The organism is Rhizobacter sp. (genome assembly GCA_021153565.1).
Taxonomy (GTDB): domain Bacteria; phylum Pseudomonadota; class Gammaproteobacteria; order Burkholderiales; family Burkholderiaceae_C; genus Albitalea.
In genome coordinates this window covers 12860-28283 of sequence record JAJKJU010000015.1, presented here as the reverse complement: position 1 = coordinate 28283, position 15424 = coordinate 12860, and the positions used below count along the sequence as shown (strand labels likewise).

13 protein-coding genes and 1 pseudogene are annotated in these 15424 nt (G+C 63.1%); 9 read left to right on the top strand and 5 right to left on the bottom strand.

What is annotated here, in order from left to right; genetic code table 11:
* The first annotated feature begins 379 nt into the window (after positions 1-379).
* The 4 genes from AC30NL_RS01320 (at position 380) to AC30NL_RS01305 (ending at position 3246) form a co-directional block, all read left to right on the top strand.
* A complete protein-coding gene (locus AC30NL_RS01320) occupies positions 380-919 on the top strand; it encodes a TRAP transporter small permease subunit (RefSeq protein WP_489462207.1) in 540 nt (179 codons plus the stop codon).
* Between the two features lie 76 nt (positions 920-995).
* Positions 996-2498, top strand: coding sequence for a TRAP transporter large permease (locus AC30NL_RS01315; protein WP_489462206.1), 1503 nt, complete (start codon positions 996-998; stop codon positions 2496-2498).
* A 2-nt stretch (positions 2499-2500) separates the two neighbouring features.
* Positions 2501-2950 (top strand): hypothetical protein, encoded by a 450-nt coding sequence (locus AC30NL_RS01310; RefSeq protein ID WP_489462205.1) that lies wholly within the window; start codon positions 2501-2503, stop codon positions 2948-2950.
* Positions 2951-2985: 35 nt separating this feature from the next.
* Entirely contained in the window at positions 2986-3246 is a 261-nt protein-coding gene (locus tag AC30NL_RS01305) for a VF530 family protein (protein WP_489462204.1), read from the top strand.
* Between the two features lie 13 nt (positions 3247-3259).
* Here the strand turns inward: AC30NL_RS01305 and AC30NL_RS01300 are convergent, their stop codons facing one another.
* The 3 genes from AC30NL_RS01300 to pmbA form a co-directional block, all read right to left on the bottom strand.
* A complete protein-coding gene (locus tag AC30NL_RS01300; RefSeq protein WP_489462203.1) occupies positions 3260-4519 on the bottom strand; it encodes a putative Na+/H+ antiporter in 1260 nt (419 codons plus the stop codon).
* 348 nt (positions 4520-4867) lie between these two features.
* Positions 4868-5950, bottom strand: a complete 1083-nt coding sequence (locus AC30NL_RS01295) for a TRAP transporter substrate-binding protein (protein ID WP_489462202.1) — start codon at positions 5948-5950, stop codon at positions 4868-4870.
* Positions 5951-6239: 289 nt separating this feature from the next.
* Complete coding sequence (gene pmbA / locus AC30NL_RS01290) at positions 6240-7661, bottom strand: metalloprotease PmbA (RefSeq protein WP_489462201.1); 1422 nt, start codon at positions 7659-7661, stop codon at positions 6240-6242.
* Between the two features lie 94 nt (positions 7662-7755).
* Between pmbA and yjgA the strand changes: the two genes are divergently transcribed.
* Both yjgA and mog read left to right on the top strand, forming a co-directional pair.
* Positions 7756-8313, top strand: a complete 558-nt coding sequence (yjgA, locus tag AC30NL_RS01285; protein WP_489462200.1) for a ribosome biogenesis factor YjgA — start codon at positions 7756-7758, stop codon at positions 8311-8313.
* Positions 8310-8894 (top strand): annotated as a pseudogene (mog, locus tag AC30NL_RS01280) (molybdopterin adenylyltransferase). The gene yjgA and the pseudogene mog overlap by 4 nt, the downstream one beginning before the upstream one ends.
* 265 nt (positions 8895-9159) lie before the next feature.
* Here mog and cysE read toward each other — a convergent pair.
* Both cysE and AC30NL_RS01270 read right to left on the bottom strand, forming a co-directional pair.
* Positions 9160-9921: a serine O-acetyltransferase gene (gene cysE, locus AC30NL_RS01275; RefSeq protein WP_489462199.1), complete on the bottom strand. Its 762-nt coding sequence runs from the start codon at positions 9919-9921 to the stop codon at positions 9160-9162.
* Positions 9922-10089: 168 nt separating this feature from the next.
* Positions 10090-10806 (bottom strand): RNA methyltransferase, encoded by a 717-nt coding sequence (locus AC30NL_RS01270; RefSeq protein ID WP_489462198.1) that lies wholly within the window; start codon positions 10804-10806, stop codon positions 10090-10092.
* A gap of 104 nt (positions 10807-10910) precedes the next feature.
* Between AC30NL_RS01270 and AC30NL_RS01265 the strand changes: the two genes are divergently transcribed.
* Genes AC30NL_RS01265 through AC30NL_RS01255 form a run of 3 tightly spaced genes read left to right on the top strand, consistent with a single transcriptional unit; the run spans position 10911 to position 15342 of the window.
* Positions 10911-11885, top strand: coding sequence for an inositol monophosphatase family protein (locus AC30NL_RS01265; protein ID WP_489462197.1), 975 nt, complete (start codon positions 10911-10913; stop codon positions 11883-11885).
* Between the two features lie 41 nt (positions 11886-11926).
* Positions 11927-14521: a DNA mismatch repair protein MutS gene (gene mutS / locus AC30NL_RS01260; protein ID WP_489462208.1), complete on the top strand. Its 2595-nt coding sequence runs from the start codon at positions 11927-11929 to the stop codon at positions 14519-14521.
* A complete protein-coding gene (locus AC30NL_RS01255) occupies positions 14518-15342 on the top strand; it encodes a proteasome-type protease (RefSeq protein WP_489462196.1) in 825 nt (274 codons plus the stop codon). The genes mutS and AC30NL_RS01255 overlap by 4 nt, the downstream gene beginning before the upstream one ends.
* Positions 15343-15424 lie beyond the last annotated feature (82 nt).

Genomic DNA, 15424 nt, shown 5'->3' with positions numbered 1-15424 from the left:
TGCAAATGCTCGCCATAGCCCTGGCTATGGCTGCGCTTTGCGCCTAGATCAGGCGCCTTTTGACGTGCTGCTCGGACACGCTCGAAATACTCTCAGCCTCTCACCCCAGCCCTCTCCCAGAGGGCCCAGAGGGAGAGGGAGCGAAGACCTTGAAAGGGGTGGCCTTGAGACTGCAAGTCTCGACCGTGCGGGGAACATTGTTTCCGAGGGTAAGGCCCCTCTCGAACGCTTGTGCCTGCTCCTTACAATTCGCCGACTTTGAAGGCCCCCCCTCGGGTCAGCCCGAGTCAGCCATGCTGTGATCACAAGGCAGACCACTCATGCGCCATCTTCCGCGGCCATCCGCCGCCTGTGTCTTCGCAACAAGGAAGTCCCAAGCATGATCGCCCTGCTTGCCTACGCCCGGCTCATCGACGTCGTCACCGACAAGTTCGGTGCGATCGCCAAGTGGGCCGTCATTCTGTCGTGCTTCATCAGCGCCACCAATGCCGTCGTCCGTTATACGGCGTCGTACAGCTCGAACGCCTTCCTCGAAATCCAGTGGTACCTCTTCGCCGCCTGCGTCATGCTGGGTGCGGCGCAGGTGCTGCGTGTCAATGAGCACGTCCGCGTCGACGTGTTCTACGGACGGCTCGGCGGCCAGCGGCAGGTGTACGTCGACCTCTTCGGATTGATCTTCTTCCTCGTGCCGGTGATGACGGCGATGATCTATTTCTCGACGCCTCTGTTCGTCAAGATGTTCGAGACACGCGAAATGTCGAACAACGCCGGCGGTTTGATTCGCTGGCCCGCGATGCTGATGCTGCCACTGGGCTTCACGCTGGTGCTGCTGCAAGGCATCGGCGAAATCATCAAGCGGATTGCCTGGCTCCAACACAAATACGACATGGACATCCACTACGAGAGGCCTCTTCAATGAGCCCCCACGCTCACTTTTACTCGCTTTCCCCGAAGGGTATGACGGCTCTCCCTGAGGCGTCTCGGCGGAGAGCGCCATGACCATGGAGAACTTCGCCCCGCTCATGTTTGCGGGGCTGATCCTGATCATGCTGATTGGCTTCCCGGTGGCGTTCTCGCTGTCGGCGCTGGGCCTTCTGTGTGCATTCATCGCGATCAACATGGGCTGGTTCCAGCCCGAGTTCATGCAGGCGCTGCCACTGAACGTATTCGGTATCCTGTCCAACGACTTGCTGCTCGCAATTCCGTTCTTCACGCTGATGGGCTCCATCCTCGAGAAGTGCGGCCTCGCCGAAGACATGCTCGACTCCATGGGCCAATTGTTCGGCCCGGTGCGCGGCGGCTTGGGGTACTCGGTGATCATCGTGGGCTTCATCCTCGGCGCCATCACCGGCACCGTGGCGGGCCAGGTCATTGCGATGGCGATGATTTCGCTGCCGGTGATGATGCGCTACAACTACAACATGCGATATGCCACCGGCGTGCTCGCAGCCTCCGGGACAATCACGCAACTGGTACCGCCATCGCTGGTCCTGGTGGTGCTCGCTGACCAGCTCGGCCAGTCGGTGGGCGCGATGTACAAGGGCGCCTGGGGCCCGTCCATCCTGCAAGTGCTGATCTTCGCGCTCTACACCTTCGCGCTCGGCCGCGCGAAGCCGCACCACGTTCCCGGTGTGCCCAAGGAGGCGCGCACGATGAGCGGCCTCGCACTGTGGGGCAAGTGCCTGCGCGGCATCATCCCGTCGGCCGTGCTGATCTTCGCTGTGCTGGGCAGCATGGGCGGCCTGCCCGGGATCAACACCGCCATCTGCACGCCAACAGAAGCCGGCGCCATGGGTGCGGTGGGCGCATTCATCCTCGCGGCCATGCACAGGCGGCTGACCTGGGCGCTCGTCAAAGAAGCGATGACCGGCACCATGCGCATCACCGCGATGGTGGTGTTCATCCTGATCGGCTCACGCGTGTTCTCACTGGTGTTCCAGGGCGTGGACGGAGCGAGATGGATCGAGCACATGTTGACGTCGCTGCCCGGCGGCCAACTGGGCTTCCTGATCGTCGTCAACGTTTTCGTGTTCTTCCTCGCGTTCTTTCTCGACTTCTTCGAGATCGCCTTCATCATCCTGCCCATGCTCGGGCCCGTGGCAAACAAGCTCGGCATCAACATGATCTGGTTCGGCGTGCTGCTGTGCGTCAACATGCAGACGAGCTTCATGCACCCACCCTTCGGCTTCGCGCTGTTTTACCTGCGAGGCATTGCCGACACCCTGTTCAAGCAAGGCGGCTTGCCGGCGAAAGTACTGTCAAGCGACATCTACCTGGGTGCGATCCCCTGGGTGATCATGCAGCTCATCCTCGTCATCATCGTGATCTTCGTGCCGGAATCGGTGACGATCTTCCTCGACAAGGAAGTCGTGGTGGATCTCGACAAGGTCAAGATCGAAGCGCCGAGCGAGAGTTACAGCAAAGACCAGAACACGCAGAACCTGGACGAGCTGTTCAAGCGCCAGCCTGCCGAGGCGCCTGCCAGCGCGCCAAATTAAGCGTGCAAGACGGCAACGAACTCCCGGCCTCTTTCGAGGGGCCGGCATTCACGCGCGGCGTCAAGGTCTTGGCCAGTGTGTTGATGATCGGCGTGGCCATCTTCGGCGTGAAGGCAGCGCCGGCCTTCATCGAGCGAAAGACCTCGTGGGCCGCGTTTCTGTTCATGATGCTCGCGCTCGGCTGCGTGATCGTTTGCTTCGTCGCAATGCTGAAAAGTCGCACGCGCATCAACGCCACGCACATCCACCAGACCTGGATCAGCGACAAGCGAGTGGCCATCAAAGACATCACGCAGATGAAGCTGATCTATGTGCCCGGACTCACCTGGCTCATCGCACCGCGGCTCATCGTGAAGGCACGGTCGCCGGGATCGATCGTGTTTCATACGGCAGATCCGCAGGTGCTGGCCGCGTTCGCTCGCCTGTCCATGGGAATGCCGCCTCTCAGTTGAAGGCGACAATCAGGAGATTCTTTCCTGAATCTCCAATGACAGGCACCTCCTCACGCGACCCGCTGCACGGCATCACCCTCGAGATGATGCTGAACGAACTTGTCGCTCATTTCGGCTGGCCCGAATTGGGTCAGCGCATCTCGATCCGATGCTTCACCGATGACCCCAGCGTGTCGTCGAGCCTCAAGTTTTTGCGCAAGACGCCATGGGCACGGCAGAAAGTGGAATCGCTCTACGGGTTCATGCGGCGCGAGCAGGAGCGTGCAAGCAAGTCACGAGGGCAGCCGGGTTTGTAGCCCAGCGAATGCACTACAAGAATCGGAAGGCAATGATTGCGACCGCGGTCGGCCCCAGAGCGGCGAGCAGCAACCATCCGCCATTGATTGCACAGCCCTCGAACTTGGATCGCAGGATCGAGAACCCTGCAGGATTCGGCGCGTTCGCGATCACCGTCAATCCACCACCAGTCACCGCTCCAGCAACCAGTGCGTACTTGAACTCGTCGCTCAAGCCCGGCACCAATGATCCAAGATAGGTCAACGCAGCGTTGTCCGTCATGGCCGTGAGTGCGGCCGCACCGTAGTAAACCGCCCGCGGACTCATCGACGTCAGTAGCGATTGAAGCCACCACTGCTGCTGCCCACCAAGCACGACGAGGCCGGCGAGAAAGAACGCCACGAGCAAGGCTTCGCGCAGGATCAGCGCGTCGTGGTGCTTCGGATACGCTGCGCTGTAGCCGATGAAGAAAAGCAGGAGTCCAAGGAATACCGGCGGGTGATGCGAGAACACGACCACGCCCAGCAAGAAGATCACGCAGACGAGCATCGCACCTGCCGGCACCTGCTTCTCGGGCTCAGCATCGTCGGAAGCCGGGATGCGAACGATGTGTCGACCGCAGATAAGGCTCACAGCCAACGCGTTGACAGTCACAGCGGCGACCGCCCTCCATCCGAACGATGCGAGCATGAAACCCACATCCCATCCCCACGCCCCCGCAACCATCAATACCGGCGGGGCCGCGTATGGCGTCAGCACACCGCCGATCGATATGTTGACGAAGAGCACGCCGATCGTCGCGTACTTCACCTTCTCGGGCACGGCCGAGGCAAACACGTGGTTGCGCAGGATGAGCGCCGCGAGCGTCATTGCCGCGGGCTCGGTGATGAGCGAGCCCATCAGGGGTATGGCGGCAAGCGCGAGGAAGTAAACGGCGAGCGAGCGCGGCACAGGAAGCAGGTTCGCCAGCGCTCTCACGCAGGCAGTGGCCAACTGGAGGATCGGCTTGCTGCCCGCGATCACCATGATCGCGAACACGAAGAGCGGCTCGGTGAAGTTGCGGCTCTCGAGATATGCGGTGGCCGTGGCCCTTCCCTCGAACGCGAAGATGCACAACACCAGCACCAGCGCCCAGAATCCGAACACCACCTCGACTTCGCCCAGCAGGTGAAACCCACCCTCGTGATCAGGATACCGATGCGCAAGCCGCTCGAAGAGCGCTGTCGAGAACGTGTGGACGATGGCCACACCGAACAAGGCTGCGCCGAGAATCTGAACAGTCGTTGGGCTCATTCTGGAATGGTCATGGAAATAGGCCCCGCATTTGCACCGACGAGCAGAGGGGTCATTTGGCGTGATGAGCGGGCATGATCGAAATACCCTCAGCCTCTCAGGACAGTGCTGTATTGCTCCCTCTCCCTCTGGGACCCTCTGGGAGAGGGTTGGGGGTGAGGGCCTTGGGCGATGAATGAGGCCATGGGACTGCCATCGCCGCAGCCCCTCACCCCAACCCCCCCCCGGCCGGGGGAGAGGGAGCCGAAATGCGTTACTTCGAAGCGGGCCACAGCGAACTGGCCTGTATTGCTCCCTCGCCCCTTCGGGGAGAGAGGAGCCAATTCACAACCTTGAAAGGGCTGCCCCTCAGAGCTTTTGCGCTTGCATGAAGTCGTCGAATCCCGACTCCGCGAAGCGGAACCACAGGTTCTGTTCCGCGCGAAACTTGCTGTAGTCCTCGTAGACCTTTTTCCAGTTCGGGTTCTTGGCCGACAAATCGGAGTACAGGGCCATCGATTCCTTGAAAGCAAGTTCCATCACGTCCTTCGGGAAGCGGAAGAGCTTGGTACCTGCCCCGACCAATTGCTTCAATGCCACCGGGTTGCGTGCGTCGTACTTGGCCTGCATGTCGATGTGCGCATAAGCCGCTGCACACTCGACGACGGCTTTGTATTCAGCCGACAGCGCGTCGTAGGCCTTGATGTTGATAAGGAAATCGAGCTGCGGGCCGCCTTCCCACCAGCCGGGGTAGTAGTAGTTCGGCGCGACCTTGTTGAAGCCGAGCTTCTGGTCGTCGTATGGGCCCACCCACTCAGCTGCGTCGATCGTGCCCTTTTCGAGCGCCTGATAGATTTCGCCGCCGGGAATGTTCTGCGGCACGCCCCCCATGCGCTCGAGCACCTTGCCGGCGAAACCGCCGATACGCATCTTCATGCCCTTGATGTCGGCCGCAGTCTTGATTTCCTTGCGATACCAACCGCCCATTTGCGCGCCGGTGTTGCCGCCCGGAAAGCTGATGATGTTGTAGTGCTTGTAGAACTCGCGCATCAGCTTGAGGCCGTTGCCTTCGAACATCCACGCAGTCATCTGACGCGAGTTCAGGCCGAACGGAATGGCACAAGCAAGTGCAAAGGTCTCGTCCTTGCCGAAGAAGTAGTAAGGCGCGGTGTGCGCCATTTCGACCGTTCCGCCCTGCACGCCATCGACCACGCCGAATGGAGGCATCAACTCGCCGCCCGCGTGCGTGGAAATCTGGAACTTGCCGCTTGTGAGGTCGGAGACTTTCTTTGCGAACACTTCGGCAGCGCCGAAGATCGTGTCGAGCGACTTCGGAAAGCTCGACGCAAGGCGCCAGCGGACGGCAGCCTGCGCGTTGACGACGGCCGGCGCGACTCCTGCGGCCAGTACGCCGGCGATGCCGGCACCATGTACAAACGAACGACGCTGCATGAATGATCCTCCTGTGGAATTGGACTAACTGTGCGCGGCAGATTCTAGAAGTGGGGCCGGTCCACCCTACCGGGATTTACCCGTGCGCATTAAAGCGATCGACCCGTGCGCCAAGGCACGGTGAAAACACTTGGGATTTGGCCCGGAATAAGTTCCCGTTTTGGGGGCGCTGGGCGGGATGCTATGCAAGGCGCGCCTCACTTGTGTTGCGAGCCACACAAGTGAGGAGCAACGCCGCAGCGCGCCCGCCCAGCGCCCCCAAAACGGGAAATTGTTTCGGGCCAAATCCTTAGGAACCCGCGATCTTCATGCGGTCGACAAGCACCGAGCCGATGGTCTTGCCGCCGAGCGTGTAGGCGTCTGCACCGACGGCCACGATGCCTTTGAGCATGTCACGCATGTTGCCGGCGACGGTGATTTCATGCACGGGGTACGCAATGCGCCCGTTCTCGACCCAGAACCCCGCCGCGCCACGAGAATAGTCGCCCGTCACGTAGTTGACGCCCTGCCCCATCATCTCGATGACGAAGAAGCCGCGGTGCAGCTTGCGCAGCATCTCGTCCAGGTCGTCGGATGCTTGGGTGTTGCGGCTCTTGAGCACGAGGTTCTGCGATCCGCCAGCATGACCTGTGGTGCGCATGCCGAGCTTTCGCGCCGAATAGCTCGACAGGAAATAGCCCTGCGCGACACCGCCCAGAACCACATCGCGCTGGCGCGTGACCACGCCTTCGTCGTCGAAGGGCGCACTGCCCTTGCCGCGCAACTGGTGCGGGTCTTCATGGATGTCGATGTGATCGGGCAGCACCTGCTTGCCCAGCGAGTCGAGCAGGAAGCTCGACTTGCGGTAGAGCGCCCCGCCGCTGGTGGCCTGCACATACGCCCCGAGCAGACCGGCCGCGACCGTCGATTCGTAGAGCACCGGCACCTCGCAGGTGGCGATCTTGCGCGACTTCAGGCGCGACAGCGCGCGCTCCGCGGCATAGCGGCCCACGGCTTCGGGTGCAGCCAGGTCTTCAGGCGCGCGCATGGAGCTGTACCACGCGTCGCGCTGCATGTCGTCGCCACCCTTGCCCGGCAAAGAAGCGATGGGTGCCACCGACAGCGAGTGACGCGAGCTGGCGTAGCCACCGCGAAACCCGCGCGTGTTGCCCGCAAAGAAGTGCGACTGCTGGGCCGACACGCCTGCCCCTTCGGAGTTGGTGATTCGCTTGTCGACAGAGAGTGCCGCGCGTTCACAGCGCGTGGCAATTTCAACTGCTCCCTCGGCATCGATGGCCCAGGGGTGAAAAAGATCGAGGTCGCGCGTGGCGTCGTCGCCTGCGGCGAGGTCTTGCACTTCGGGCAGGCCGGCCGCTGGGTCCTCGGCAGTGAAGCGCGCGATGTCATAGGCGGCCCGAACCGTCTGCTCCAGGGCCGCGCGAGAGAAGTCGGACGTGCTTGCGTTGCCTCGACGCTGCCCAATGTAGACCGATACCCCGATGGACTTGTCGCGGTTGCGCTCAACGTTTTCGACCTCGCCCTTGCGCACCGACACCGACAGGCCCACGCCCTCGGACACCTCGGCGCCTGCGTCGCTTGCGCCCAGCGACTTCGCGAAGCCGAGCACATCCTCGACGAGCTGCTGAAATTGATCGCGCGTGTAGGCGAAGCCGGGGCGGGCCGGGCTGGCTGGGGCGCTGGGGGTAGAGCTGGGACGTGTGTCGAGTGACATGATTATTGCCGGTGCGAACCGGGCTTGTTGGTCAGCGGACTGGGGGCGCGGACTATCATACTCACCGTACTTCACCCTTCCGAATACCGCTACCGTGCGTGGTCAAAAACCCTTTCCCGAAGATAACGACGATGCGAGCAATGACGCATCCGACAGCGGCCCCGACAGCGACTGGAACCGCCCCAGCAAGACGCAGCTCAAGAAGGAGTCCCACGACCTGCAGAACCTCGGAGAGTCGCTGGTCGCCATGCCCGACGACCGGCTCGTCGGGCTCGGCATGGAAGAGATCCTGCTCGATGCCATCCGCCAGTTCAAGCGCACAAAGTCCTTCGAGGGCAAACGCCGGCAGATGCAGTACATCGGCAAGCTGATGCGCCGGGCCGACCCCGAGCCCTTGCGGGAGGCGGTGGCAGCGATGCAGTTGGGACAGGCGAAGGACGCCCTGGCACTGCATGAGGCCGAACGCTGGCGCGCGGAACTGATTGCGAGCGGCGACGCCCTGACCCGTTGGACGGCTGAGCATCCCGACAGTGACGTGCAGCAGTTGCGAAGCCTCATCCGCGCAGCGCGAAAGGATGCGGCGGCGGCACCCGAGCAGCGCAGCGGCCGCGCCTTCCGCGAGCTGTTCAAGTTCATCAGGCAGGAACAATGACCTCATTCGACAGCGTGCGCATCGGCGTGGTGTCCGTCAGCGACCGGGCATCGACCGGTGTGTACGAGGACAAGGGAATCCCCGCGCTCAAGGAGTGGCTGGGGCGTGCGGTGCGCAATCCCATTGAATGGGAAACGCGGCTGATTCCCGACGAGCAGGAGGCGATCAGCGCGGTGCTGCGAGCACTGGTCGACGACGCAAAGTGCGACCTCGTCCTGACGACCGGGGGCACTGGGCCCGCAGCCCGCGACGTGACGCCTGAGGCGACGCTCGCCGTGGCGGACAAGGTGATGCCAGGTTTCGGCGAGCAGATGCGGCAGATCAGCCTCAACTTCGTCGCCACTGCCATCCTGTCGCGGCAGGTGGCCGTCGTTCGCGGAAAGGCGCTGATCATCAACCTGCCGGGGCAACCGAAGTCCATCGCAGAGACGCTGGAAGGCCTGCCGCAGATGCAGCCGCCTGTGCACGGCATCTTCGCGGCCGTGCCCTACTGAGTGGACCTGATCGGTGGGCCGTACATCGAGTGCGATCCCGCAGTCTGCAAAGCCTTCAGGCCGAAGTCGGCGCTGCGGGCGACCTGAGTCCGATCACCGATCACCGATCACCGATCACCGATCACCGATCACCGATCACCGATCACCGATCACCGATGTTCCCTCGCCCCGCTTGCGGGGAGAGGGTTAGGGTGAGGGGCTCCATGCATTCACCCACCCTCACCCCAACCCTCTCCCGCCGGCGGGAGGGAGTTCGATGGCGTTGCAGCTGCAGCATGGCCGCTTCATCCTGGTTCTCTGATCTCGAGTCCGTTCGAGTCCGTGATAGGTAATGGTGTGCTGAATGAAGAGATCAGCGCATCAACTGCTTCAGGTGATCGGCGTCGAAGTCCTCGGTCTTTTGCGCATCGCTGGGCACGCACCCCTCGTTCGGTTCGGGGTTCGAGAGCTTCTCTATCGCCGCCCACAGCAGCGCGATCTGGTGTTCATGGCCCGCAGTGTGATCGATGAGCCCCTTCATCGCCTGCGCGACCGGGTCATCGCCCAGGGTCACGCCATAGGCGGTGAACCGCTTCGGCGCACCATCCACGGCCTCATCCTTGGCCTCGATGATGCGCGCCGGAATGCCCACCGCCGTGGCGCCGGGCGGAACAGGCTTGAGCAGCACGGCATTGGCGCCAACCCGCGCACCGTCACCGACCGTAAAGCCGCCCAGCACTTTCGCGCCGGCGCTCACCACCACGCCCTTGCCCAGTGTCGGATGCCGTTTGGTGCCCTTGTAGAGCGAGGTGCCGCCAAGCGTCACACCCTGGTAGATCGTGCATTCATCGCCAATCTCCGCCGTTTCACCGACGACGATGCCCATGCCGTGGTCGATGAACACTCGGCGCCCGACAGTCGCGCCGGGGTGAATTTCAATGCCCGTCCACCAGCGCGAGACGTTGGAGATGAAGCGCGCCGTCCAGTGCCAGCCGTGCGTCCAGCAACTGTGGGCCCAGCGATGGAACACGAGCGCATGCAGTCCCGGGTAACAAGTCAGCACCTCCCACGTGGAACGCGCCGCAGGGTCGCGCTCCATGATGCAGTCGATGTCTTCTCGTAGGCGCTGGAACATGGATGCTCGCTGGAGTGGGCCAGAAAGTTTATCCGTTGCCATTGACTCCTGCCCAGCGTAGGGTGGGCAAAGCGAAGCGTGCCCACGCGGACCGTAGAGCTGATCGGAACGACAACCGCGTGGGCTCCTTCGACAGGCTCAGATTTACGGACCTGCGCTTTGCCCACCCTATTTCAGAATGCTGCGCGCGATGCCTCGCAGAATATGGACCTCTTCGGGAGTCAATTGCGCTCGGTTGAAGAGCTGATTGAGCCTCGGCATCAGCTTCTTGGGCGCGGCAGGGTTGAGAAATCCGTTGGCAATCAACGCCTCCTGCCAATGATCGAGAACGCCTTGCACGGCCGCGGCATCGGCTGCGATCGGCTCGATCGTGCGCGCCTCGACCGCGAAGCCACCAAGCGCCTGTCGCCATTCATATGCAATCAACTGCACCGCCTGCGACAGATTGAGCGACCCGTAATCCGGATGGGTCGGAATGCTCAAACAGACGTGACATCGGTACACGTCCTCGTTGCTCATCCCGAATCGCTCGGAGCCGAAGAGAAAACCCACCGTGTGCGGCGTTTGCGCCAAGGTTGAAAACAGTTCGCGCGGTCCATGCGTCGGCGGCCCGAAATCACGAGGCGTCATGGCCGTGGCGCACAGATAGGTGACCCCGTCGAGCGCCTCCGCCAGCGTGGCGACGACGCGCGCGCCATTCAGCACATCGGTGGCTCCGCTCGCCATCGCAAGCGTGTCCGGTTGTTGGAGCACGTCCGGATACCGCGGCGCCACCAGCACCAGGTCGGAAAAGCCCATCACCTTCATCGCTCGCGCCGTCGCCCCGATGTTGCCGGGGTGGCTGGTGTTGATCAATATGAAACGGGTCGGGTCGCTGGCAGACATGATGCGCCGGTTAAAATCTCGATTATCCGCAGCGCAGGTCCCACACACCGAGCGTCCCGCCCGCTCTTTCCTCCCGCCAGTCCACGCATTCTCAAGGTTGCCCCATGTCGCAAGCGCTTCATCCCATGCTCAACATCGCCATCAAGGCGGCACGCGCAGCGGGGGCTCTCATCAACCGGGCGTCGATGGACCTCGACCTTCTCAAGGTCAACACCAAATCCCCCAACGACTTCGTCACCGAAGTCGACCAGGCTGCCGAACAGGCCATCATCGAAGTGCTGCTGCAGGCCTACCCCGGCCACGGCATCCTCGCTGAAGAATCGGGCCGCGAGCATGGCGCGCGAGACAGCGACTACGTCTGGATCATCGACCCGTTGGACGGCACCACCAACTTCATCCATGGCTTCCCGGTCTACGCGGTGTCCATCGCGCTCGCGTTCAAGGGGCAGGTTCAGCAGGCCGTCGTGTACGACCCGACGCGCAATGACCTGTTTTACGCCTCCAAAGGCCGTGGCGCGTTCCTCAACGACAAGCGCCTGCGCGTGTCCAAGCGCACGCGGATGCAGGACTCGCTGGTCGGCACGGGTTTTCCGTTCCGCAAGGGCGACAACTTCAAGCGCTACGTGCAGATGTTCGAGGCGGTGATGCAGAACTGTGCCGGTCTGCGGCGGCCGGGGGCCGCGGCGCTCGACCTCTGCTACGTGGCGGCGGGCTACTACGACGGGTTCTTCGAAACCGGCCTCCATGCCTGGGACGTGGCGGCGGGCTCGCTGTTGATCACCGAGGCGGGCGGGTTGATCGGCAACTTCACCGGCGAGGCGGACTTCCTTTACCAACGCGAGGTGGTAGCCGGCAACCCGAAGATCTACGGCCAGTTGGTGCAGATCCTGTCACCCTACACCCGCATCATCAAGGCCGATGAAACCCAGGCACACGAGGCGGCTGCGGCGGCCGAAGGCCTGACGCCTGAAGAAGCACTTGCCGCCACGCAGGCCAAGGCTGCGGAGGCAGCCAAGAAGAAGGGGCCTGTGCGCATCCGCAAGGCCGACATGCTGGGCAAAGACGACTCACCTTTCTAAGCACGGAGGCCGCCGCGGTGACCACCCTGCCCCCACCCGTCATGCCGGGCGCCGATCTCAGCGCCCACACGCCAATGATGCAGCAGTACTTGCGCATCAAATCGGAACATCCCGACGCGCTCGTGTTCTATCGCATGGGCGATTTCTACGAGCTGTTCTTCGACGATGCGCGGCGCGGCAACAAGCTGCTCGACATCACGCTGACCACGCGCGGCCAAAGCGCCGGTGAGCCGGTCGTGATGGCCGGTGTGCCGGTGCATGCGGTCGAGAGCTATCTGGCCAAGCTGATCAAGCTCGGTGAAGCGGTCGCCATCTGTGAACAGGTGGGCGACGTCGGCGCGTCCAAGGGACCGGTCGAGCGCAAGGTGGTGCGTGTGGTCACGCCGGGCACGGTGACTGACACCGAGCTGCTGGCCGACAAGAGTGACGCCTTGCTGATGGCGATGTCGAGCCAGACGCATCGCGGAGTGACGACCTACGGCCTCGCGTGGCTCAGTCTGACCCATGGGCAACTTGGCCTCACAGAGTGCGACGAGCGGCAACTCGGCGGATGGCTGTCGCGCCTCAACGCAGCGGAAGTGCTCGTCGACCGTGACCATGTTCCGCCAGCGCTCACGCAGTCGCGCACCACGATCACCCATCGGCCAAGCTGGCAGTTCGATGTGACGCTCGGGCAACGCAAGCTGTGCGAGCAGTTGCGTGTGGCAAGCCTCGCCGGCTTCAACGCCCAGGAATTGCCCTGCGCCCATGCCGCTGCGGCCGCCCTGCTCAGCTATGCCGAGCACACGCAAGGCCAGGCATTGGCCCACGTCCGCCACCTGCAGGTCGAACGTGCCAGCGCCTTGCTCGACCTGCCGCCACTGACTCACCGCAACCTCGAACTGACGCAAACCTTGCGCGGCGAAGACTCGCCGACGCTGCTGTCGCTGCTCGACACCTGCCGCACGGGCATGGGCAGCCGCTCGCTGCGCCATTGGCTCACGCATCCGCTGCGCGATCGCGAGGTGGCATTGCGCCGGCACGACGCACTCGATGCCTTGATAGGGCATGGCATCGCACCAATTCGCGACGCCCTGCGCGGCGTGAGCGACGTCGAGCGCATCACGGCACGCATCGCACTGCGGCAAGTGCGCCCGCGTGAATTGACCGGCTTGCGCGCCACGCTGCAAGGCCTGCCATCGATTCGATCGCTCGTTCCCTCGGGCGATTCGGTGCTGCTGGACATGCTGGCCGAGGCGCTGAACCCGACGCATGACATCGATGGGCTGCTGTCGGCCGCCATTGCCGAAGAACCAGCCGTGATGCTGCGCGACGGCGGCGTCATCGCCACTGGCTTCGACGCGCAGCTCGACGAATTGCGCGCCATCAGCCAGAACTGTGACGCGTTCTTGCTGGACCTCGAATCGCGCGAACGTACGCGCACCGGCATCGCCAACCTGCGAGTGCAGTTCAACAAGGTGCACGGCTTCTACATCGAGGTCACGCAAGGCCAGGTCGACAAGGTGCCGCTCGACTACCAGCGCCGCCAGACGCTCAAGAACGCCGAGCGCTACATCACGCCTGAACTGAAGACCTTCGAAGACAAGGCGCTGTCCGCGCAAGACCGTGCGCTGGCACGCGAGAAGCTGCTGTACGACCAGGTGATCGACCAGTTGCAGACGCATCTGGATGAGCTGTCGGGCCTCGCCCGCGCGCTCGCGAGCCTTGATGCGCTGGCCTCGCTGGCCGAACGGGCGCTGACGCTCAACTGGACCCGACCTGAGTTTGTACGGGAACCGTGCATCGCCATCGAGGGCGGTCGCCATCCGGTCGTCGAAGCGCGGCTGCAAGAGACGGGCGGCGGCAACTTCATGCCCAACGACTGCCGACTCGACGCCGCTCGCAAGATGCTCGTCATCACCGGCCCGAACATGGGCGGCAAGAGCACTTTCATGCGGCAGGTGGCGCTGATCGCGCTGCTGGCGGCGATGGGATCCTTCGTGCCGGCCAAAGCGTGCCGACTCGGGCCCATCGATGCGATCCACACCCGCATCGGCGCGGCCGACGACCTGGCCAATGCACAGTCGACCTTCATGCTCGAAATGACCGAGGGTGCGGCCATCCTGCACGCGGCGACCGACCAGTCGCTGGTGCTGATGGACGAGATCGGGCGCGGCACGTCCACATTCGACGGGCTTGCGCTGGCGGGCGCCATCGCGAGCCATCTGCACGACCGCAACCGCTCGTTCACGCTCTTCGCGACGCACTACTTCGAACTGACCGAGTTTCCGAGGAAGCATGATCGCGCACTCAATGTGCATGTGTCGGCAGCCGAGAGCGGCGACGACATCGTGTTCCTGCACGACATCCAGCCCGGCCCCGCGAGCCGCAGCTACGGCGTGCAGGTGGCGCGCCTTGCCGGCATGCCGTCGTCCCTGGTGCGGCAGGCCCGCGCCACGCTCGAGGCACTGGAGACGCAGCAACGCTCGTCGGACGCGCAGATCGATCTCTTCGCGGCGCCGGCGTCCATGCCCGAACGCGAGCCATCACGCGTGGAGCGTGTGCTCTCGGGCATCAACCCCGATATGCTCTCGCCCAAGGAAGCCCTCGATGCGCTCTACCGCCTGAAAGCCGCGGAGCAAGAAAGCAAGTCATGACCTACTGCATCGGCATCAAACTCGACGCCGGCCTCGTGTTCCTGTCCGACTCGCGAACCAACGCGGGGCTGGACCAGATCAGCACCTATCGAAAGATGATGGTGTATGAGCGGCCGAGCGATCGCTTCATGGTGCTGCTGTCAGCCGGCAACCTGTCGATCAGCCAGTCGGTGCGCGAGATCCTCCAGGTCGAGAAGCTCGACAACGGAACCGGGGTGCCAACCACCATCTGGAACGCCACCAGCATGTTCGACGCCGTGCGCGTGCTGGGCAGCGCAGTGCGTCGCGTCTACGACCAGGACGGACCGTCGCTCAAGCAGACGGGCATCGAGTTCAACGCGTCCTTCATCTTCGGCGGACAGATCGGCAACGAGGCCATGCGGCTCTTCCTGGTCTATTCGGCCGGCAATTTCATCGAAGCCACTCGCGAGACCTGTTACTTCCAAATCGGCGAATCGAAGTATGGCAAGCCGGTGCTCGACCGCATGATCACGCCGCAGACGCCGCTCGACGAAGCGTCGAAGTGCGCGCTGGTGTCGATGGATTCGACGCTGAAGTCCAACCTGTCGGTGGGCCTGCCGCTGGATCTGCTCGTGTACGAAGCCGGCGCCTTGCGCAGCGATCAGATCGTCTGCATTGACGATCAGAACCCGTACTTCCAGATGATCCGCACCACCTGGGGCCAGAAGCTGCGTCAGGTGTTCGAGGACATCGAAGATCCGCAGTGGGAAGGCGGGCAGACGCAGCACCCCCTGCGGGCGACGTCGACGCGCTACGAGCCGATGAAGAAGATCACGCACCCGAGCGAGAAGATCATCTGAGAGGCTGAGAGTATTTCGAACGTGTCCGAGCAGCACGTCAAAAGGCGCCTGATCTAGGCGCAAAGCGCAGCCATAGCTTGGG